This is a genomic window from Rhizobium sp. LjRoot258 (assembly GCF_964254185.1).
Lineage (GTDB): Bacteria > Pseudomonadota > Alphaproteobacteria > Rhizobiales > Rhizobiaceae > Rhizobium.
This window is the reverse complement of sequence record NZ_CAXUST020000001.1, coordinates 1,483,475-1,501,900: the sequence shown is the minus strand read 5'-3', so window position 1 is coordinate 1,501,900 and position 18,426 is coordinate 1,483,475. Positions and strand designations below refer to the sequence as shown.

General features: G+C 58.4%; 17 protein-coding genes and 1 tRNA gene. 16 read left to right on the top strand and 2 right to left on the bottom strand.

The features are described from left to right. The first annotated feature begins 603 nt into the window (after window positions 1-603). Entirely contained in the window at window positions 604-810 is a 207-nt protein-coding gene (locus ACSQ9D_RS07575; RefSeq protein ID WP_024314837.1) for a hypothetical protein, read from the top strand. Between the two features lie 482 nt (window positions 811-1,292). After that, window positions 1,293-2,084 carry a putative nucleotide-diphospho-sugar transferase gene (locus ACSQ9D_RS07570; RefSeq protein WP_436281721.1) on the top strand — a complete coding sequence of 264 codons (792 nt, stop codon included), beginning with the start codon at window positions 1,293-1,295 and terminating at the stop codon, window positions 2,082-2,084. Window positions 2,085-2,437: 353 nt separating this feature from the next. Here ACSQ9D_RS07570 and ACSQ9D_RS07565 read toward each other — a convergent pair. After that, window positions 2,438-2,513: transfer RNA gene (locus ACSQ9D_RS07565), tRNA-Lys, on the bottom strand. 514 nt (window positions 2,514-3,027) lie between these two features. Here ACSQ9D_RS07565 and ACSQ9D_RS07560 point away from each other — a divergent pair. From ACSQ9D_RS07560 to ACSQ9D_RS07530, 7 genes are all read left to right on the top strand, one after another. Then, complete coding sequence (locus tag ACSQ9D_RS07560) at window positions 3,028-3,219, top strand: hypothetical protein (RefSeq protein ID WP_024314839.1); 192 nt, start codon at window positions 3,028-3,030, stop codon at window positions 3,217-3,219. Beyond that, a complete protein-coding gene (locus tag ACSQ9D_RS07555; protein ID WP_436281720.1) occupies window positions 3,219-3,695 on the top strand; it encodes a GFA family protein in 477 nt (158 codons plus the stop codon). The genes ACSQ9D_RS07560 and ACSQ9D_RS07555 overlap by 1 nt, the downstream gene beginning before the upstream one ends. 69 nt (window positions 3,696-3,764) lie before the next feature. Beyond that, window positions 3,765-5,060, top strand: a complete 1,296-nt coding sequence (locus tag ACSQ9D_RS07550; RefSeq protein ID WP_436281719.1) for an efflux RND transporter periplasmic adaptor subunit — start codon at window positions 3,765-3,767, stop codon at window positions 5,058-5,060. A 12-nt stretch (window positions 5,061-5,072) separates the two neighbouring features. After that, window positions 5,073-5,789, top strand: a complete 717-nt coding sequence (locus ACSQ9D_RS07545) for an ABC transporter ATP-binding protein (RefSeq protein ID WP_436281718.1) — start codon at window positions 5,073-5,075, stop codon at window positions 5,787-5,789. Beyond that, the gene (locus ACSQ9D_RS07540; RefSeq protein WP_436281717.1) at window positions 5,779-6,987 is read left to right on the top strand and encodes an ABC transporter permease; all 1,209 of its coding nucleotides are present in this window, start codon (window positions 5,779-5,781) and stop codon (window positions 6,985-6,987) included. The genes ACSQ9D_RS07545 and ACSQ9D_RS07540 overlap by 11 nt, the downstream gene beginning before the upstream one ends. Window positions 6,988-7,557: 570 nt before the next feature. After that, on the top strand, window positions 7,558-8,913 hold the full coding sequence (locus ACSQ9D_RS07535) for an IS110 family transposase (protein WP_436281716.1): 1,356 nt from the start codon (window positions 7,558-7,560) through the stop codon (window positions 8,911-8,913). Window positions 8,914-9,130: 217 nt separating this feature from the next. Then, window positions 9,131-9,748, top strand: coding sequence for a GntR family transcriptional regulator (locus ACSQ9D_RS07530; protein WP_436281715.1), 618 nt, complete (start codon window positions 9,131-9,133; stop codon window positions 9,746-9,748). Window positions 9,749-9,794: 46 nt separating this feature from the next. On the opposite strand, the gene ACSQ9D_RS07525 is transcribed toward ACSQ9D_RS07530, so the two are convergent. Further along, complete coding sequence (locus tag ACSQ9D_RS07525) at window positions 9,795-10,607, bottom strand: ferredoxin--NADP reductase (protein WP_436281714.1); 813 nt, start codon at window positions 10,605-10,607, stop codon at window positions 9,795-9,797. A gap of 246 nt (window positions 10,608-10,853) precedes the next feature. Between ACSQ9D_RS07525 and pcsA the strand changes: the two genes are divergently transcribed. The 7 genes from pcsA (at window position 10,854) to ytfQ (ending at window position 18,414) form a co-directional block, all read left to right on the top strand. Next, on the top strand, window positions 10,854-11,582 hold the full coding sequence (pcsA, locus tag ACSQ9D_RS07520; protein ID WP_436281713.1) for a phosphatidylcholine synthase: 729 nt from the start codon (window positions 10,854-10,856) through the stop codon (window positions 11,580-11,582). A 9-nt stretch (window positions 11,583-11,591) separates the two neighbouring features. Further along, window positions 11,592-12,572, top strand: a complete 981-nt coding sequence (locus ACSQ9D_RS07515; protein ID WP_436281712.1) for a quinone oxidoreductase family protein — start codon at window positions 11,592-11,594, stop codon at window positions 12,570-12,572. A 42-nt stretch (window positions 12,573-12,614) separates the two neighbouring features. Beyond that, complete coding sequence (locus ACSQ9D_RS07510; protein WP_436281711.1) at window positions 12,615-14,189, top strand: ABC transporter ATP-binding protein; 1,575 nt, start codon at window positions 12,615-12,617, stop codon at window positions 14,187-14,189. Continuing rightward, on the top strand, window positions 14,179-15,264 hold the full coding sequence (locus tag ACSQ9D_RS07505; RefSeq protein ID WP_436281710.1) for an ABC transporter permease: 1,086 nt from the start codon (window positions 14,179-14,181) through the stop codon (window positions 15,262-15,264). Before ACSQ9D_RS07510 ends, ACSQ9D_RS07505 begins: the two co-directional genes overlap by 11 nt. Continuing rightward, a complete protein-coding gene (locus ACSQ9D_RS07500; RefSeq protein WP_037121942.1) occupies window positions 15,261-16,181 on the top strand; it encodes an ABC transporter permease in 921 nt (306 codons plus the stop codon). The genes ACSQ9D_RS07505 and ACSQ9D_RS07500 overlap by 4 nt, the downstream gene beginning before the upstream one ends. 50 nt (window positions 16,182-16,231) lie before the next feature. Beyond that, complete coding sequence (locus ACSQ9D_RS07495) at window positions 16,232-17,305, top strand: BMP family ABC transporter substrate-binding protein (RefSeq protein WP_436281709.1); 1,074 nt, start codon at window positions 16,232-16,234, stop codon at window positions 17,303-17,305. A gap of 146 nt (window positions 17,306-17,451) precedes the next feature. Continuing rightward, window positions 17,452-18,414, top strand: a complete 963-nt coding sequence (ytfQ, locus tag ACSQ9D_RS07490; protein ID WP_436281708.1) for a galactofuranose ABC transporter, galactofuranose-binding protein YtfQ — start codon at window positions 17,452-17,454, stop codon at window positions 18,412-18,414. Window positions 18,415-18,426: the final 12 nt, after the last annotated feature.

Below are 18,426 nucleotides of genomic sequence, written 5' to 3'. Positions count from 1 at the left end.
CGAAAACAAGCGCGACGGCAGACGAACCAATCCAGCCTGCCTCACGTCCACTTCAAACTTCGCCCACCCCAATGATGCCGGACGACGACGCTCCGTCCACTAGCGAAAAATGCAACTACTGGGCGTTTTTCTTAAAACACTCGACGCTGTGTCGAGTATGCCGTGAGAAGCCCTGAAGAGTTCCCGTAGGACGGATGCGATGCCTCCACAGGGCACACATTTCGTGAGGCAGACATCTTCAACTGCATTTGCGAGATGAATATTGCGTCGAGAGGGCCATCACATTTCAACGATCACGTCGACATGCATACCAATTGTCATAGTTTGTGCCTTATCAGCTGTGTAATAATAATACCAATATGCGATCAGTTTTGTTCCCGAAGACGAGTGCCCGGGCCTTGTCGTCGGCACGCGGCTCGCAAGATCAAAGACGCTCTGGTGATGGATTTGATGGTTGATTATGCCGTGAATCGTTTTGCCGACGCCGCTTATGTAATCGAAAAAGCTCATTCTCAACGAATTTGAGGCTTTCCTTAAGCATTTGCTTGCTCAACCTGCAATCTATGTCATGGTAGCTTCCTTCACATGAGAGGGGTTCCAGCTATGATCAATCTACAGTCGGTTCGTGATGACGCCACCCATGATCAACGTCTGCTCGATTGCCGTGCCGATGTTGAACCCGCACTCCATCAGATCATCCGCGATGCGCAGCAAAAGGGGTGGGCGCCTGCGGAAGTGGCGATGGCAATAGCGGATGCGGCGGATGACTACATTCTGTTGTTGGCCAGCCGGAAGGCGACGTCACATTGATAATGCGTCACACGTCACATTGGTAATGGGGCAAGGACACGAAGCAATCTGCGGACAGGTAGCTATAGGGAAACCAGCACGTGCCCGCAGAGAAGACTGCCATACCTGCAGCCGCCACGGCCGGTGCGATGAATAGCGCTCGCACGCGCCAGAAAGAGCTTGATTTCGTGGAGCGTCGGGTTCGAACGGCTTGAAATCAGGTGAGGATCGTTTCATCGCATTTCACATCTTTGAAGTGCGGATTTATCGATAGACCCACCATTTGCCTACATCAGACGCGCGCCGGCCGGTGAAGCCAATGCCGCCCCCCCTGGCTGATCGCCCAGCAAAAAGGCGGTACGTGGTAAAGGCGCTACAGCGACATATAATATCTACGGCGCTCCTTCGACAAAGCAAAATTGGATTGCGGGCATCACGCGATCACGGTAGGCGGGCAAATTACAGGTGCCTTCCCGCCGAGTTTAATGGATTTCCGCACAAAAATGAGCTCCAAGTTACTTTATCGATTCTTCGATTTCTTCAGCGCATCCGAATCTAAGTATCGTAATCACGTCGTACCGTTCCCGATAGATTCGCAAATCATAATATCGCCGAACGCCCACGGGAAGATTGTCGGATTTTATACTTCCAATACGTTCTATGAGCATGAAGCCGCACGGATGGTAGCATCCGCCAAGCGCCTTGGGTTGCTCGTTCACACCACTGTCGTGGACAGTACCGGCAGTTGGGTGCGCAACGCAGCGCTCAAGCCGACGTTTCTCCTAGAGGCGCGACGGGAGCATCGCGGCCCATTGCTTTATGTTGATGTGGACGCTGTTTTTCATCGAGATCCTTGGCCGATTATGACGACATTCAGCTGTGATCTAGCGGTTTATCGCGAGGCGGACCGGCTGATTTCAGCAACTATCCTACTGCATGACACGCCGGCGACACTGCGCCTATTGGAAGTATGGAAAGAACGGTGCGACCAGGATCCTGAGATATGGGATCAAATTGTCCTCCAAGAAATTCTTGATGAGGATCGCGCAAGCGAGAGCCCGCAATATCAGGTTGGCGAACTTCCCCCTTCGTTTTGTTGGATCTTCGATCGGCTTTCAAACGCAAAGACCGATGCAGTCTACATCGAGCAACTGCAGGCAAGCCGGCAGGCCAAGGCCCACGAGAAGCGCGGTCGCAATAAATGGCTCGAGCGGCGCAAGGAGCGCATCGAAACGATCGAAAAGATCCTCGCGCCTTTGATGAACGCGAATATCGACGAACGGCCGAAGCTATAATGCCCCCCGGACGTTTCCGAGAAAAACCGAGCAATGGCAAAGGGTCCCGGCGCTGGGAGCGTTCGAGCCTTCTTGTGCTGGCGCCGAGAGGGCATGAAGCCAACGCGCAACAACCTGTCAGAGTGATTGCGTCAACAAAACCCAAAAATCTGCAGAAAGTTTCCTTCGTCTGAGGACCAGACCCGGCGGAGGGGAAGGGGTCTCGACGCCGGACTAACGCCAGGTGTCGGCGCGAATTCCGGCGGCTTTTCTCACCCAATGCCAAATGCAAAAAGACCGACCCATCTCACCGTCGGCGTCGCGACACAACACGGAAGCCGAACCCGAAACATTTGATAAGCCATTGATTTTATTGGTGAGAGCGTCGGGGTTCGAACCCGAGACCTACTGATTAAAAGTCAGTTGCTCTACCAGCTGAGCTACGCTCTCCCTGTTGCCGAGCTGTTCGCCCGGCTGGAAGTGCGCGGAACATATGCAGGCGCCCCATTGCGGTCAACCAAAAAATCATCGTTCCCTGTGCATTAGGCACATTTCTTGCGCCTGGGCCTGAAAAGGCAGCCCGCCAGCCTATGCAGGCTTCATTTCCATCGACCAAGCTGCGGCTATCATCCTGATGGCGCGAGCCCAACATTTTGCAAGGACCATAAAAGAAAAGCGCCCGAAGGCGCTTTGTCAAAGTTGGGGGAAACGAGATCATGAACCGGACGGGCGAAAGCTCGAGTGCCATTTCGTTGGCCACCCGGGAAAGCGGAAAAATCCGGGCATTCTTTCACGCCGCCGCGTCCGCTTGGCGCGGCTCACAATCTCGCTTTATAAATGCGCGAGGGGGCAGAAGGTTCCCAAAAAAAAATTAATTGAATCAAGCCTTTCGGATGACCGTTCAACACTTCACAAAGTCACGCGACGCTCTAGCTAGCCCCTTGTGCAACCAAGGAGAATGCGAATGACCAGCGTGACTACATCGACGCCGACGACCCGAAAAGTGTTGCGCGGGCGGCCTTATAGTCTCGGTGAGTTTGCCAGGAAATATCGCCTGGAGGAAACCGAAGCAAAGCGGCTCTATGAGAAATTCGGGCCATCTGCCACAGAGCTCGATCTGCTGATGGCCGCCAAGCGTCGCATGCCGGCTCACTGATGACTTTATCAACGCGCATCCGCAGTGGAGGCTGCCTTTGCGGCGCGGCGCGCTACACGGTTAGAGGCGAACCACTCCGCGTCGGACTGTGCCACTATAGCGACCGCCGCAAGTCGAGCGGATCCGTTTTCGTCGCCTTTGCAGTTTGGCCGAGATCATCGTTCTGTCAATCAGGCGAAACATCCACCTACGCGGGTCGCAGCTTTTGTCCGCGATGTGGCGGACGTCTCTTCTGCCTTAGCGATAGGTTTGCAGAGGTCCGAATTGGTTCGCTGGACGACGCTCCGAGCGATCTCCAGCCGATTCAAGAGATTTGGATCAAGCGACGCGAAACCTGGCTGCACCCAATAGAGGGCGCGCCGGGCAATACGAAGCGGATGCCTTCGATGCCGTGGATCCTACGAAAAACTGAACTCTCATTACCAAGATTTCATTTCATTCCACCGCCATTTCGTGCCAATCCGGGCCGATGCTAATCCGCCGTTCAGCTTCGACATGCTCATCTTGCTGACGGCTGCATTGGCAGCATGTTGGTCGAGGCCGGAATGAACGACTTCAAGGATATGCACGAAACCAAGCCGACAAAGGCGAGCGCCGACCTGGCCGCCGTTCTTGCGGCCTCACGCAAACAGTCCAAAGGCCGTTGGCGCGGTCGCTTATTGGTATTGCTTCTGCTGATTCTTGCCGCTGGTGCTGCCGCCTACTTTTATTCGCGGCGAGAAGAAAACCCCTACAGCTATGCCACGCAGCCGATCAAGCGCGGCGATCTAACCGTGCTGGTGACGGCAACGGGATCGGTGCAGCCGACAGAACAGGTGGATATATCAAGCGAGCTGTCCGGCACGGTTCGCGACGTCAACGTCGACTATAATAGCGAAGTCAAGGCTGGCGAGGTTCTTGCTGCTCTCGATACGAACAAGCTCGAGGCCGACGTAAAGAGTTCGCGGGCGAAGCTCGATTCGGCCAAAGCGAACGTGGTGAAGGCAACGGCCGACCTTGAGTCGGCCCAGAGTTCTTTCCAACGCTTTCGTAACCTGGTTCAAAGCAACGTTTCGACGCAGCAGAGCCTCGAAGATGCGCGCTACAAGTTCGATTCCGCGGTCGCCGCGAAGGACATCAACGTCGCCGCAGTGCTCTCGGCGGAAGCCGATCTACAACTCGCCGAGGTCAACCTCGCTAAGGCGAAGATCGTCTCGCCGATCAACGGCGTGATTCTCACGCGTTCGGTCGAGCCGGGCGCCACGGTCGCAGCGTCGCTTTCGGCGCCGGTGCTATTCGTCATTGCTGGCGATTTGAGGAAGATGGAGCTACAGGTCGACGTCGACGAGGCCGATGTCGGCCAGATCGCGGTCGGCCAGAAGGCGACATTCACGGTCGACGCCTATCCCAATCGGACCTTTCCGGCTGAGATCAAGCAGATCCGATTTGCGTCCGAGACGACGAACAACGTCGTAACCTACAAGGCGATTCTCTCCGTCGACAATGCCGACTTGTTGTTGCGTCCCGGCATGACTGCCACAGCCGATGTCACCGTGGAGGCGGTCAAGAATACCCTGATGCTTCCCAATTCGGCGCTGCGCTATGCGCCCCCTGCTGCCGAATCTCCCCGTGGCCGCGGCATCTTCGGCCTGTTCAGACCACCGCGGATGGGGCCGCGGACCGGCAACCAGGGCGAAGCCCTGACCGGAGCGAAGCGGCGCGTATGGGTGCTGAAGGCTGGCAAACCGGCAGGGGTGGTCATCCAAGTGGGGTCCTCCGACGGGCAATTCACGCAGATCGTTTCCGGTGACCTGAAGGAAAACGATGCCGTGATTACCGACGCAACCTCGCAGGCGAAGTAGGCGAGGCTCAAGATGACGAGCCCGCCACTCATCGAATTCAAGCAGGTCTCCAAGATCTATGGTCAGGGGGAGGCGGCAATCCGCGCCCTCGATCGGGTTGATCTGGCGATCCGGGAGCATGAATTCGTCGCCATCATGGGACCCTCCGGTTCGGGCAAATCGACGGCGATGAACATTCTTGGCTGTCTCGATGTGCCGAGCGCCGGCGATTACAGTTTCCAAGGCGTGTCAACGCGGGGCTTCGACCGCAGCCAACTGACGTTGCTGCGCCGCCATATGCTCGGTTTCGTGTTCCAGGGGTTCAACCTGCTGTCGCGCACCTCGGCTTTGGAAAATGTCGAGCTGCCGCTGATCTACCGCGGCATGCATGCGAGCGAGCGTCACCGCAAAGCCAAGGAGGCGCTCGGACTTGTGGGTCTTTCAGGGCGCGAACATCACAAGACGCAGGAGCTGTCCGGCGGCCAGCAGCAACGCGTCGCCATTGCCCGGGCGATTGTGACGGAACCCTCGCTACTTCTGGCGGACGAACCAACCGGCAATCTCGATACCAAGACCAGCGTTGAGATCATGGACTTGATGACGCGATTGAATCGCGAACAGGGCATTACGATCGTCATGGTCACGCATGAGCCTGATATTGCTGCCTGTGCCCAGCGCCTGCTGCGCTTTATCGACGGCAGGCTGGAGACGGAAGTCGAGCATCGCGGGAGGGCGGACCATGTTCTTTGAGACGCTGAAACTTGCGCTGCGCGCAATCAGCCGAAACATGCTCCGGTCGTTCCTCACCGTGCTCGGCGTCGTCATCGGCGTCGCGGCCGTCATCGCGTTGGTAACGATCGGCAACGGCACGACCGCCCAGGTCTCGGCGGAGCTTTCACGGCTCGGCACCAACATGCTGTTTGCGCGTCCGGGTCAGTTTGGGCCCGGCCGCGCGAGTTCGGAGGCGCGCCGCTTTACAATCAAGGACGTCGAAGCCATCCGCGATCAGGTTAACGGACTCCGTGCCACTGCGCCGCTCAATCAGACGACAGCAACGGCGATCTACGGCGGACAAAGCCATTCGACGACCGTGATGGGGACGACCAACGACTATTTCATCGCCCAGGACTGGGACATGGCAATCGGTCGCACCTTCGACGCGGCAGAGGAACGTGGGCGCCCGCGCTGCATCCTCGGCGAGACGGTGCGTTCGCATCTCTTCGGCGCCGCAGACCCCACCGGCCAGCAGATTCGTGTCGGCAAGGTTTCGTGTAGCATCATCGGCGTCCTTGCCAAGCGCGGCCAGTCCGGAATGGGCAACGACCAGGACGACGTCATCATCATGCCCGTCAAGGTTTATCAGCGCCGGGTCGGCGGCAAAGCGAACGCCAATGTCCAGATGATCGTGATTTCGGCGCGCGACGGTGTCTCGACGACGAAAGTTCAGGACGAAACCGAAAACCTGCTCCGTGAGCGGCGCAAGATCATCCCCGGCCGCGAAGATGACTTCAGCGTCAATGACATGACGCAGATTGCCGAGGCGATGACGGGCACCACCACGCTGCTGACCAGCCTGCTGGGAGCGGTCGCCGCGATCAGCCTGCTTGTCGGCGGGATCGGGATCATGAACATCATGCTGGTGTCAGTGACGGAGCGCACCCGGGAGATCGGCATACGCCTGGCGATCGGCGCGCTAGAAAACCAGGTCCTGATGCAGTTCCTTGTCGAGGCGGTGTCACTATCGGTATTCGGTGGCGTGTCCGGGATCCTGCTGGGGGTCGGCCTCGGCTATGGGGCAGTGACCGTCCTCAAGGTGCCTTTCGTGGTCAGTCCCATGATGATCGCGGTGGCGTTCGCGTTCTCTGCGGCGATCGGTATGGTCTTCGGCTACTTCCCGGCACGCCGCGCGGCACAACTCAACCCGATCGAGGCCCTGAGACACGAGTGAGCAGCCGCCTCGCGGCTAGGCTCCCGACATTTAACGGATCTAAGAGCATCGTAGGGCAGGGAGGGGAGGTGTTGGCGCGTTATTGCGGAGTTATTTAGCAACGCCACCAATGGCAATTTGGGGGGTCAAAGGAGACTAGGCTTGGGTCTCCCTGTGTCCCAAAGCGGACTTTTGCCGCGTGAGATCGTCATCAAATTGTCGACGCCCCGGAAATTCAGTATGCGCGGGTAAAAGCTGCAGGAACAAAGATTCTTCGTTCTCGTAGTAACGACCGCTCGTGGCGCAAAGGTTACCTTCGCGAATGATCAAAATAGACTTGGTGGAATTTGCTGCATAACCATTCGCGGGTCGGGGTCCCGCCTGCGGCGGATAGAAACGGTGTGCTAGAGTGGGCGCTGGAGAGGAGAGGCCGTCGGAATTTTGGTGGTGTCTAACCCCGATACATAACGTGGTCCATGGGCTGCTGCGCGCTTGAGAGTGGTGACGCCGTTTACGGCGATCCCGTTTAGGAATTTGATTCTTTGGCACAGCCCAGCCTCTCCATTCGACATGAGAATAGGAGAGCCTGCCATGGCTGGAACAAAGAAGTCTCGCAGCAAGCGGGATATTTCCCCTACTCACTTGAATGCTGCTGCAATCGACATCGGGGCGACGATGCACGTGGCCGCAGTGGGCCCCGACCAAGCTTCCGAGCCGGTGCGCAGTTTTGGAACCTTCACCGGCGATCTGCATCGGTTGGCGGACTGGCTCACGAAGTGTGGCGTGCGCACGGTCGCGATGGAGTCCACGGGGGTCTACTGGATTCCGGTCTTCGAGATACTCGATCAGCGTGGCTTTGAGGTCATAGTGGTCAACGCCCGTGATGCCAAGCACGTGCCAGGCCGCAAGACCGATATTAGCGACGCCCAATGGCTGCAGCGTTTGCATGAATATGGATTGCTCAGGGCCAGCTTCCGGCTGAAGGGCGAAGTTGCGGTCATGCGCGCCTATCTACGCCAGCGTGAACGTTTGCTGGATTACGCTGCCTCGCACATCCAGCACATGCAAAAAGCTCTGACGCAAATGAATCTGCAGCTCCACCACGTGGTGGCAGACATCACCGGTGTCACCGGCATGGCCATCATCCGTGCGATTGTGGCCGGTGAGCGCGACCCGATGGTTCTGGCGTCCTATCGCGACCCACGCTGCCATGCGTCTGCGGAGACGATCCGTCAAGCGCTCGTCGGCAATGATCGCGAAGAGCACATCTTTGCCCTGACCCAGGCGCTGGAGTTGTACGACGTCTACCAAGCCAAAGTGGCGCTCTGCGACGTGCGCATCGAGGCTGTGTTGAAACGGCTGCGGAAGGCCTCGTCCACCCCTGTAGGAAAACCGCCGACCGTGCGGACAACGCAGAAGCAATCCAATGACCCAGCCTTCGATGTTCGCGCCGCCCTGTACGGCTTGCTCGGCTGCGATGTCACTCAGATTCACGGGCTCGGGCCTTATCTGACGCTCAAATTGGTCGGAGAGTGCGGGACCAACCTCTCGGCCTGGCCGAATGCCAAGCACTTCACCTCCTGGCTGTGCCTCTCCCCAAGCAACAAAATCTCCGGCGGCAAAGTGTTGTCGTCACGGACCCGACGATCTGGTAGCCGGGCCGCGGCGCTACTGCGACTTGCCGCGGTTGCGGTTGGACGCACTCAGACCGCGTTGGGGGCATTCTATCGGCGTCTGTCGGCACGCGTCGGCAAGGCCAAGGCGGTCACTGCCACGGCCCGCAAAATCGCCGTCTTGTTCTACAATACCCTGCGGCACGGTATGGAATACAACGATCCGGGAGCCTCCCACTACGAGGAGAATTACCGTCGACGCGTCCTCACCAATCTCGAGCGAAGAGCAAAATCGTTCGGGTATACCCTACAGCCCGCGCCAACATCCGGCTGAATGTTTCTTAGGAATTGCGCGTTATTGCCTGACCGCTCCTGCGCAGCCAAACCATTTCCGTTGACTGAAGGATTGGAACGCCCTGAGCGGGAGAACCACCGCCCTCGAATGATCCACGCTCGGCGCCAGCTTGCCGTTCGAGAGCACACTGATATATCATCGACTTTACCGTCGCCTTCGCGACCCGCCGACATTTTCCGAAGCCACGGATACGCGAATGCAGAATTCACTTAGTCACCTTGCCTATCTCACCCTGGAACATGCGATCGTGACGCTGACGTTGCAGCCGGGCGCCTTGGTCACTGAGAAGCACCTGATCGACCTTGCGGGCCACGGGCGTACGCCGGTACGCGAGGCAATCCAGAAGCTGGCGTGGCAAGGGCTAATAGTGGTGAAGCCGCGTGTCGGGTTGCAGGTGGCCGAGATCAAGTCGACTGACCATGAGAATGTGATGCAGGTTCGCCGAGAGCTCGAACCGATCGCGGCCGCACTGGCTGCCGACTTTGCCACATCAGAGCAGCGCAAGGAGCTGGGCGAATGCGCACGGGCGATGGAAGTATGCGCCGAAACCGGCGACCTGGCGGCATTCTTCGCCGCGGACAAGGCCTTTGACGAAATATTGGAAGAAGCCTGCCCCAACGCCTTCATGACTTCGGCCCTCGGACCGGTTCAGACCCATTCGCGTCGGCTCTGGTCAGCGTCCACCAGTCCCGACCGAATGGATCAATCCATCTCGCTGCACGTGGCAGTCATGCGGGCCATCCAGCAGGGCAAGTCGAAGGACGCCGGCCAAGCGATGAGCGCACTGATCAAGTATCTCAGCAGCCATAATTGAAAACGGCCCCATTGAGGGGCCGTAAATTAAGTGTGTCGTGGCGGCTTTAACCGACGAATGCACGTTCGATGACGAACTCCGCCGGCTTGCTGTTTGCGCCCTCGTTGAGGCCGGCTTTTTCCAACAGATCCTTGGTGTCCTTCAGCATTGCAGAGGAACCGCAGATCATGCCACGATCGATTGACGGATCGAGCGGCGGAACACCGAGATCCGTGAAAAGCTTGCCTGACGCAATAAGATCGGTGATGCGGCCGCGATAATCGAAATCCTCGCGGGTGACCGTCGCATAGTGGCGAAGCTTGTCGCCGACGACTTCCTGCAGAAGTTCGTCGCTCTTGATCTCCTCGACGAGATCGAAGCCGTACTTCAGCTCGGCCACGTCGCGGGTCGTGTGGGTGAGGATGACTTCCTCATACTTCTCATAGGTTTCGGGATCGCGGATCAGGCTCGCGAAGGGGGCGATTCCGGTTCCGGTCGAGAACATATAGAGGCGACGGCCGGGTGTGAGCGCGTCGAGCACCAGCGTGCCCGTGGGCTTCTTGCGCATCAGGACCTGGTCGCCAGGCTTGATCGCCTGCAGATGCGAGGTCAGCGGGCCGTCCGGCACCTTGATTGAGAAGAATTCGAGCTCTTCGGCCCAGGCGGGGCTTGCGATCGAATAGGCACGGAAAATCGGCTTACCTTCAACCATAAGGCCGATCATCGCGAATTCGCCGGACCGGAAACGGAAACCCTGCGGGCGCGTCATCGTGAACCGGAACAAGCGATCCGTATAATGCGTCACGCTAAGCACGGTTTCGGCATAGACTCCGGCCGGAATCGGGGAGGCGAAGTCTTCGGTCTTTGCAGGGGCGTTCATTTCGGTATCGGGTCCCGTATTCGTCGCACAATGTTTTCAATGCCAGCTCGATATTACAAATAGCGCTGCGATTAAAGGTATTCCATTCTTTCTCAAGCAACTTGCACGAAATATGCGTGTCATCATCAGGATTCCGGTGCCTTGCGACGCTTCGTCGCTTTTGCGCTGGCGAAGCGAAGCAAAGGATGCATATTAGGCAAAAACCGCGCCTGCCGGGCGTGGACGCCATAGGCTGCTCGGGGAAACATGAAGATTTTCAATTACAAGCGCGTACCTTATGCAGAGATGCGCGCATTTTCGGTCCATATTCTGACGGCGTCCGGCTCCTTCCTAGCGTTTCTCGGCGTGGTCGCTGCTGCCGAACATCGTTTCATCGACATGTTCTGGTGGCTCGGCCTTGCACTTCTCGTTGACGGCATTGATGGACCGATCGCCCGCAAGGTCAGTGTCAAGGAAGTGCTGCCAAACTGGTCGGGCGATACACTCGACAATATCATAGACTATGTGACCTATGTCCTACTGCCAGCCTTTGCGCTCTATCAGAGCGGCATGATCGGCGAACCATGGTCCTTCGTGGCGGCAGGCATGATCGTCGTATCGAGCGCAATCTACTACGCTGATACCGGCATGAAGACTGACGAGTACTTCTTCTCGGGCTTCCCGGTGGTCTGGAACATGATCGTCTTTACGCTCTTCGTGATCGATGCCAGCGCGATTACAGCACTTGCCGTCGTCATCGTATCCGTCATCCTCACCTTCCTTCCGATCAATTTTCTCCACCCCGTCCGGGTCGAGCGCCTCCGGCCGCTCAACCTCGGCGTCTTCTTCGTATGGTCGGCACTGGGAATGTATGCGCTTCTGATGCATTTCGCCGTCCCGCAATGGGCGCTTGCCCTCTTTATCGTCAGCGGTATCTACCTCTACTGCATCGGCGCCGTGCTGCAGTTCTTCCCGGCGCTTGGACGCCGCGATTAGGAGAAGGCGATGGCAAAGACGCAGGCGGTCTCATTCAGCAAGACCGGCGGACCCGAAGTTCTCGAATACATCGATGTCAACCTGCCGCCGCCCGGTGCAGGAGAAGTCCAGATCAAACACGCTGCCATCGGCCTCAATTTCATCGATGTCTACTTCCGGACCGGGCTCTACAAGGCGCCGCATCTGCCTTTCGTGACGGGCAAGGAAGCGGCCGGCACCGTAACCGCGGCCGGACCTGGCGTTGAAGATTTCAAGGTTGGCGATCGCGTCGCCTATGCGGGCTCGGACGGCGCCTACAGCGTCGAGCGAAACATCGAAACGAAGCACCTCGTCAAGGTCCCGGACGGAATTCCCCTCGAAACTGCAGCCTCGATGATGCTGAAGGGGATGACCGCGCAATATCTGCTCAACCGGACGTACAAGGTTGGACCGGGTACTGCGGTTCTATTCCACGCGGCAGCCGGCGGCGTCGGTCTCATTGCCGGCCAATGGGCCAAAGCGCTCGGCGCAACCGTGATCGGCACCGCGGGGTCGGACAGCAAGGTGCGTTTTGCACTCGAGCATGGCTACGATCACGTCATCAACTACAATACCGAGAATTTCGCAGAGCGTGTGCGCGAAATCACCGGTGGCGCTGGCGTCCACGTCGTCTATGACTCGATCGGCCGCGACACGTTTCCGCAGTCGCTGGATTGCCTGAGACGGCTCGGTATGTTCGTCTCATTCGGCCAGTCCTCGGGGCCGATCGAGAACTTCACGCTCGCCATGCTCGCACAGAAAGGATCGCTCTTTGCAACGCGGCCCACGCTTTTCACATACATCGCCACACGCGAAGAGCTAACCAATTGTGCAAACGCGTTATTTGATGTTGTTTCGAGCAACAAAGTGCGTATCAATATCAACCAAACCTATCCGTTACGTGACGTCGGGCGGGCTCACATGGATCTGGAATCAAGAAAAACTACCGGAACTACGCTGCTGATCCCATAATGACCCGAACGGGCACGGTCGGCAGAGAGAAATGAGGGGAACGTGTCGTTATCTGATGTGCCGGGTTCCGGTGCGTTACTGTCGGTCCAGCAACTGACGAAACTCTTCGGCAGCTTTGCTGCCTGCAACCACATCGACCTCGATATCGCCCCCGGCGAAATCCATGCTCTCCTTGGTGAAAACGGCGCCGGCAAATCGACGCTCGTCAAGATGCTCTTCGGCGTGCTCGAGCCGACCGAGGGCAACATCCTGTGGGAAGGCGAACCGGTTTCGATCGGTTCGCCAGGCGACGCCCGCAAGCTCGGCATCGGCATGGTCTTTCAGCATTTCTCGCTCTTCGAGGCGTTGACGGTCGCTGAAAACATCGCGCTTTCGCTCGATGACAGCATTCCGATCGGCAGGATCGCGGAAGAGGCAAGGGCGCTCTCGCACGCCTATGGCCTGCCGCTCGACCCCCATGCCCACGTCGCTGATCTTTCCGTCGGCGAACGCCAGCGCATCGAGATTGTGCGCGCGCTGCTGCAAAATCCTAAGCTCATCATCCTTGACGAGCCGACTTCGGTGCTGACGCCGCAGGAGGCCGACAGACTTTTCGAAACACTTTTCAAGCTGAAGGCGGAGGGCAAATCGGTCCTCTACATCAGCCATCGGCTGGAGGAGGTTCAGCGCATCTGTGATCGCGCGACCGTGCTGCGCAACGGCAGGGTCACGGGCGCCTGCGATCCGCGTCAGGAGACGCCGGCTTCTCTTGCCCGCATGATGGTTGGCAGCGACGTCGCGACGGTTACGCATCCCGACCGCGGCAACAAGGGCGATGTGCAGCTTTCGGTCACCAATCTTTCCGTTGCCGCACGCACTCCCTTCGCAATGCCGCTCAGGGAGGTGTCTCTGGCCGTCCGTTCCGGCGAGATCCTGGCGATCGCGGGTGTTGCCGGTAATGGACAGGGCGAACTCTTCGACGCTCTTTCGGGAGAGTATCCAGTGAGTTCGCCGGACGCGATCACGATCCGCAAGAAAGCCGTCGGTACCCAGGGCATCACAGCTCGGCGCCTGCTTGGCGCCGGCTTTGTGCCGGAAGAACGCCACGGCCACGCGGCCGTCTCGGCCATGAAGCTCTCCGACAATCTCGTGCTGGCACGCAGCCAATCCGACCGCAGAGCCTTTCTTGGCGGCGCTTTTCTCAAGGTGATCCGCCGCGGCGCGGTCAAAACCGCGACCAAGCGGATCGCCGACGCGATGGATGTGCGCAAGAGCGGCGAGGACCCGGCGGCAGGTTCGCTTTCCGGGGGAAACCTGCAGAAGTTCATCGTTGGCCGCGAGCTTGACCGCCAACCGGCGGTTCTCGTCGTCAATCAACCGACATGGGGCGTCGACGCGGGAGCGGCGAGCCGCATTCGTCAGGCACTAGTCGATCTGGCGCGCAACGGCTCGGCAGTCGTCGTCATCAGCCAGGACCTTGACGAAATATTCGAAGTCGCAACGGAGATTGCCGTGATTTCTGAGGGGCGGCTTTCACAACCTTTCCCGGCGGGAGAACTGTCACGTGAGAAGATTGGTCTTTTGATGGGCGGTCTGCACGAAAGCAAGACCGCGTCGGAGACCGCCAATGCGCATTGAACTCGAAAAACGGCCGCAAGCATCGAAGCTATATGGCTTCGTGTCGCCTTTGCTGGCATTGCTGCTGACGCTGCTCGCCGGCGCGATCATGTTTGCCATTCTAGGCAAGGACCCGATCGAGGCACTGGACGCATTTTTCCTTGAGCCGTTGCTGGAAGTCTGGTCGCTGCATGAACTTGCGGTGAAGGCAGCGCCGCTGATCATGATTGGCGTCGGGCTGGCCGTCTGCTATCGCTCCAACAACTGGAATATCGGCGCCGAGGGACAGTTTACGATCGGTGCGATCACGGGCTCCGTTCTGCCGATCCTGTTTACCGAGTGGCATTCGCCGATGGTGCTGCCCTTGATGCTCATCATGGGCGCGATCGGCGGCGCTTTGTTTGCGGCCATTCCAGCGCTGCTGAAGGCGCATTTCAATACCAACGAAATCCTGACGAGCCTGATGCTCGTTTATATCGCACAGCTCTTCCTCGATTGGCTGATCCGCGGCGCCTGGCGCAATCCTCAGGGCTTCAACTTTCCAGAAAGCGTGCCGTTTCCGCCGGAAGCTACGCTGCCGGCGATCTGGGAAGAATCCGGCCGCGCCCATTGGGCCTTCGTTTTTGCGATTGTCGCTGCGCTTCTCGTTTGGTTCATGCTCAAATATACGCTGAGAGGGTTCGAGATCGTCGTTCTCGGCCAGTCCGAACGGGCAGGACGCTTCGCCGGCTTTTCGTCGAAGAAGATGATCTGGTTCAGCTTTCTATTCTCGGGGGCGCTTGCCGGACTTGCCGGCATTTCGGAGGTCTCAGGATCGATCGGACATCTGCAGCCTGCGATTTCTCCCGGCTATGGCTTCACGGCGATCATCGTCGCGTTTCTCGGACGGCTGAATCCACTCGGTATCGTCGCATCCGGCCTTGTGCTCGCGCTGACCTACCTCGGCGGCGAGGCCGCGCAGCTGTCGCTCGGCGTGTCCGATAAGGTGACCCGCGTCTTCCAGGGATTGCTGCTCTTCTTCGTGCTCTCGTGTGACACCCTCATCTATTACAAGATCCGCATCATCTGGTCGCGGGTCCGGGGAGGCGTCGCATGAGCATCTTCGAAGCGATTCTGCTGACCGTCATTACTGCGTCCACGCCGCTGGTCATTGCCGCGCTTGGCGAACTCGTCGCCGAGCGGTCCGGCGTTCTCAATCTCGGCGTCGAAGGCATGATGATCATGGGGGCTGTTGCAGCCTTCGCGAGCGCGCAAATGACCGGCTCTCCCTATATCGGGCTGCTGGGCGGCATTGTCGCCGGCGCGCTGTTCTCGCTGCTCTTCGGCTTTCTCACTCTGACGCTGGTTGCCAACCAAGTAGCAACCGGCTTGGCGCTAACCATCCTCGGACTTGGCGTTTCGGGAATGCTGGGTGAAGGCTATGTGAGCGTACCTGGCGTTCGCCTAGCGCCAATCATCGTCCCTTACCTTTCCGACATTCCGCTCATCGGATCTGTGCTGTTCCGTCAGGACCTGACCTTTTATCTGTCGCTCGCATTGCTGTTTGGCGTGAGCTGGTTCCTGTTCCGCAGCCGCACCGGCCTGAAGCTGCGCGCAATCGGCGATAGTCACGGCTCGGCCCATGCTCTCGGAATCAGTGTTATCCGTACGCGCTACCTCGCGGTCATGTTCGGTGGCGCCTGCGCGGGACTAGCGGGAGCGCAGCTTTCTCTCGTCTATACGCCGCAATGGGTGGAGAACATGTCTTCCGGCCGCGGTTGGATCACACTCGCACTCGTCGTCTTCGCATCCTGGCGTCCATGGCGGGTTTTTGCCGGCGGCTATCTGTTTGGCGCTGTGACGATCCTGCAGCTCCACGCCCAGGCTTTCGGCGTCGGTATCCCGGCACAGTTCCTGTCAATGCTGCCCTATGCAGCGACTATTGTGGTTCTTGTCATCATTTCTCATAATCGGCGCACGACGTTGATCAACACGCCCGCGTCGCTGGGGAAACCTTTCGTGCCGGAGCGCTAGACAAAAGAATGAGACGCGTTTCCGGAAGCTTCAAACCAACAGGGGTTATCATGAAAAAACTAGCACTTTCACTTGCCGCATCGGCTGCCGCCGTCCTGAGCCTCGGCTCCGTGGCGCAGGCTGCGGACAAGACCAAAGTCTGCTTCGTCTATGTCGGATCACACACCGATGGCGGCTATTCGCAGGCTCACGATCTCGGTCGCCAGCAGATCCAGAAGGAATTCGGCGACAAGATCGACACGCCTTACCTTGAGAACGTGCCGGAAGGCCCCGACGCTGAGCGTGCCATCGAGCGTCTCGCCCGTTCGGGCTGCAAGCTGATCTTCACGACGTCGTTCGGCTTCATGGACGCCACCGTAAAGGTCGCAGCGAAGTTCCCGAACGTGAAGTTCGAGCATGGTACCGGCTACAAATCCGGCCCGAATCTCGCGACCTACAACTCGCGCTTCTATGAAGGCCGTTACATCCTCGGTCAGATCGCAGCCAAGACGTCGAAAAATCACGGCGCTGCCTACATCGCCTCCTTCCCGATTCCGGAAGTGGTCATGGGCATCAACGCCTTCGAGCAGGGCGCCCGCTCAATCGATCCCGACTTCAAGCTGAAGGTCATCTGGGTGAATACCTGGTTCGACCCGGGCAAGGAAGCCGATGCCGCCAAAGCCATGGTCGACCAGGGCGTCGACGTACTGACGCAGCACACGGATACCACCGCTCCGATGCAGGTTGCTGAGGAACGTGGCATTCATGCGTTCGGTCAGGCCTCCGACATGATCGCAGCCGGTCCGAAGGCTCAGCTGACGGCAATTGTCGACACCTGGGGCAACTACTACTCCAAGCGCGTTCACGCGCTGCTTGATGGCACTTGGAAGTCCGAGCAGAGCTGGGACGGCCTGAAGGACGGCATCCTCAAGATGGCCGACTACACCAACATGCCTGATGACGTGAAGAAGATGGCTCAGGAAACCGAAGCCAAGATCAAGTCGGGCGAATTGCATCCCTTCACCGGCCCGATCAACAAGCAGGACGGTACTCCCTGGCTCAAGGCCGGCGAGAAGGCTGACGACGGCACGCTGCTTGGCATGAACTTCTACGTCGAAGGCGTAGACGACAAGCTGCCGAAGTGATTTCGGCAAGCAATTAGCAAATGCGAAAAGGCGCTCGTTTCGAGCGCCTTTTTTGCTGCATTGCATACCAAAAAGTGCATTTACAAAAGTAATACTATATGATTTTTTCCCATGTGTGCCGCGAGAGGCGGCTTTGGGAGGAAATCATGAAATTGAAGACTGCACTCTTGGGTGCCACGGTTCTGGCTGCCTGCATGTTCGGCTCGGCATCGGCTGCAGAGCTCGTTGTGGGCTTTTCGCAGATCGGCTCCGAATCGGGCTGGCGCGCTGCCGAAACCACCGTCACGAAGGAACAGGCCAAGAAGCGTGGCGTGGACCTGAAGTTTGCTGACGCGCAGCAGAAGCAGGAAAACCAGATCAAGGCGATACGCTCCTTCATCGCGCAGGGCGTCAACGCCATCTTCCTGGCGCCGGTCGTAGAAACCGGCTGGGACGCCGTTCTGAAAGAAGCAAAGGAATCCGAAATCCCGGTGATCCTGCTCGACCGAACGATCAAGGCGCCTGAAGACCTCTACCTGACCGCTGTCACCTCGGATCAGGTTCATGAGGGTAAGGTTGCCGGCGACTGGCTTGTAAAGACCGTTGGCGACAAGGCTTGCAAGATCGTCGAGCTTCAGGGCACGACCGGTTCTTCGCCGGCCATCGCCCGCAAGAAGGGCTTCGAGGAAGCCATCGCTGGCAAGGCAAACTTCAAGATCGTTCGCAGCCAGACCGGCGACTTCACCCGCACTAAGGGCAAGGAAGTCATGGAAAGCTTCCTGAAAGCTGAGAATGGCGGCAAGGATATCTGCGCCCTGTACGCTCACAACGACGACATGGCCGTGGGCGGCATTCAGGCGATCAAAGAAGCCGGTCTGAAGCCGGGCAAGGACATTCTCGTCGTCTCCATCGATGCGGTTCCTGATATCTTCAAGGCCATGGCCGCCGGAGAGGCGAACGCGACCGTGGAGCTGACGCCGAACATGGCAGGTCCCGCATTCGACGTGCTCGACGCATACCTGAAAGACAAGAAGGCCCCGCCGAAGTGGATCCAGACGGAATCGAAGCTCTTTACGCCGGCTGACGATCCGATGAAGGTCTACGAGTCGAAGAAGAACCTCGGCTACTGATTTTGACGCTGG

Excerpts from the sequence above, each read along its gene's own strand:
- ACSQ9D_RS07575 (WP_024314837.1), top strand. The coding sequence starts at position 604 with ATGATCAATCTACAGTCGGTTCGTGATGACGCCACCCATGATCAACGT.
- ACSQ9D_RS07570 (WP_436281721.1), top strand. The coding sequence starts at position 1,293 with ATGAGCTCCAAGTTACTTTATCGATTCTTCGATTTCTTCAGCGCATCC.
- ACSQ9D_RS07560 (WP_024314839.1), top strand. The coding sequence starts at position 3,028 with ATGACCAGCGTGACTACATCGACGCCGACGACCCGAAAAGTGTTGCGC.
- ACSQ9D_RS07555 (WP_436281720.1), top strand. The coding sequence starts at position 3,219 with ATGACTTTATCAACGCGCATCCGCAGTGGAGGCTGCCTTTGCGGCGCG.
- ACSQ9D_RS07550 (WP_436281719.1), top strand. The coding sequence starts at position 3,765 with ATGAACGACTTCAAGGATATGCACGAAACCAAGCCGACAAAGGCGAGC.
- ACSQ9D_RS07545 (WP_436281718.1), top strand. The coding sequence starts at position 5,073 with ATGACGAGCCCGCCACTCATCGAATTCAAGCAGGTCTCCAAGATCTAT.
- ACSQ9D_RS07540 (WP_436281717.1), top strand. The coding sequence starts at position 5,779 with ATGTTCTTTGAGACGCTGAAACTTGCGCTGCGCGCAATCAGCCGAAAC.
- ACSQ9D_RS07535 (WP_436281716.1), top strand. The coding sequence starts at position 7,558 with ATGGCTGGAACAAAGAAGTCTCGCAGCAAGCGGGATATTTCCCCTACT.
- ACSQ9D_RS07530 (WP_436281715.1), top strand. The coding sequence starts at position 9,131 with ATGCAGAATTCACTTAGTCACCTTGCCTATCTCACCCTGGAACATGCG.
- ACSQ9D_RS07525 (WP_436281714.1), bottom strand. The coding sequence starts at position 10,607 with ATGAACGCCCCTGCAAAGACCGAAGACTTCGCCTCCCCGATTCCGGCC.
- pcsA (WP_436281713.1), top strand. The coding sequence starts at position 10,854 with ATGAAGATTTTCAATTACAAGCGCGTACCTTATGCAGAGATGCGCGCA.
- ACSQ9D_RS07515 (WP_436281712.1), top strand. The coding sequence starts at position 11,592 with ATGGCAAAGACGCAGGCGGTCTCATTCAGCAAGACCGGCGGACCCGAA.
- ACSQ9D_RS07505 (WP_436281710.1), top strand. The coding sequence starts at position 14,179 with ATGCGCATTGAACTCGAAAAACGGCCGCAAGCATCGAAGCTATATGGC.
- ACSQ9D_RS07500 (WP_037121942.1), top strand. The coding sequence starts at position 15,261 with ATGAGCATCTTCGAAGCGATTCTGCTGACCGTCATTACTGCGTCCACG.
- ACSQ9D_RS07495 (WP_436281709.1), top strand. The coding sequence starts at position 16,232 with ATGAAAAAACTAGCACTTTCACTTGCCGCATCGGCTGCCGCCGTCCTG.
- ytfQ (WP_436281708.1), top strand. The coding sequence starts at position 17,452 with ATGAAATTGAAGACTGCACTCTTGGGTGCCACGGTTCTGGCTGCCTGC.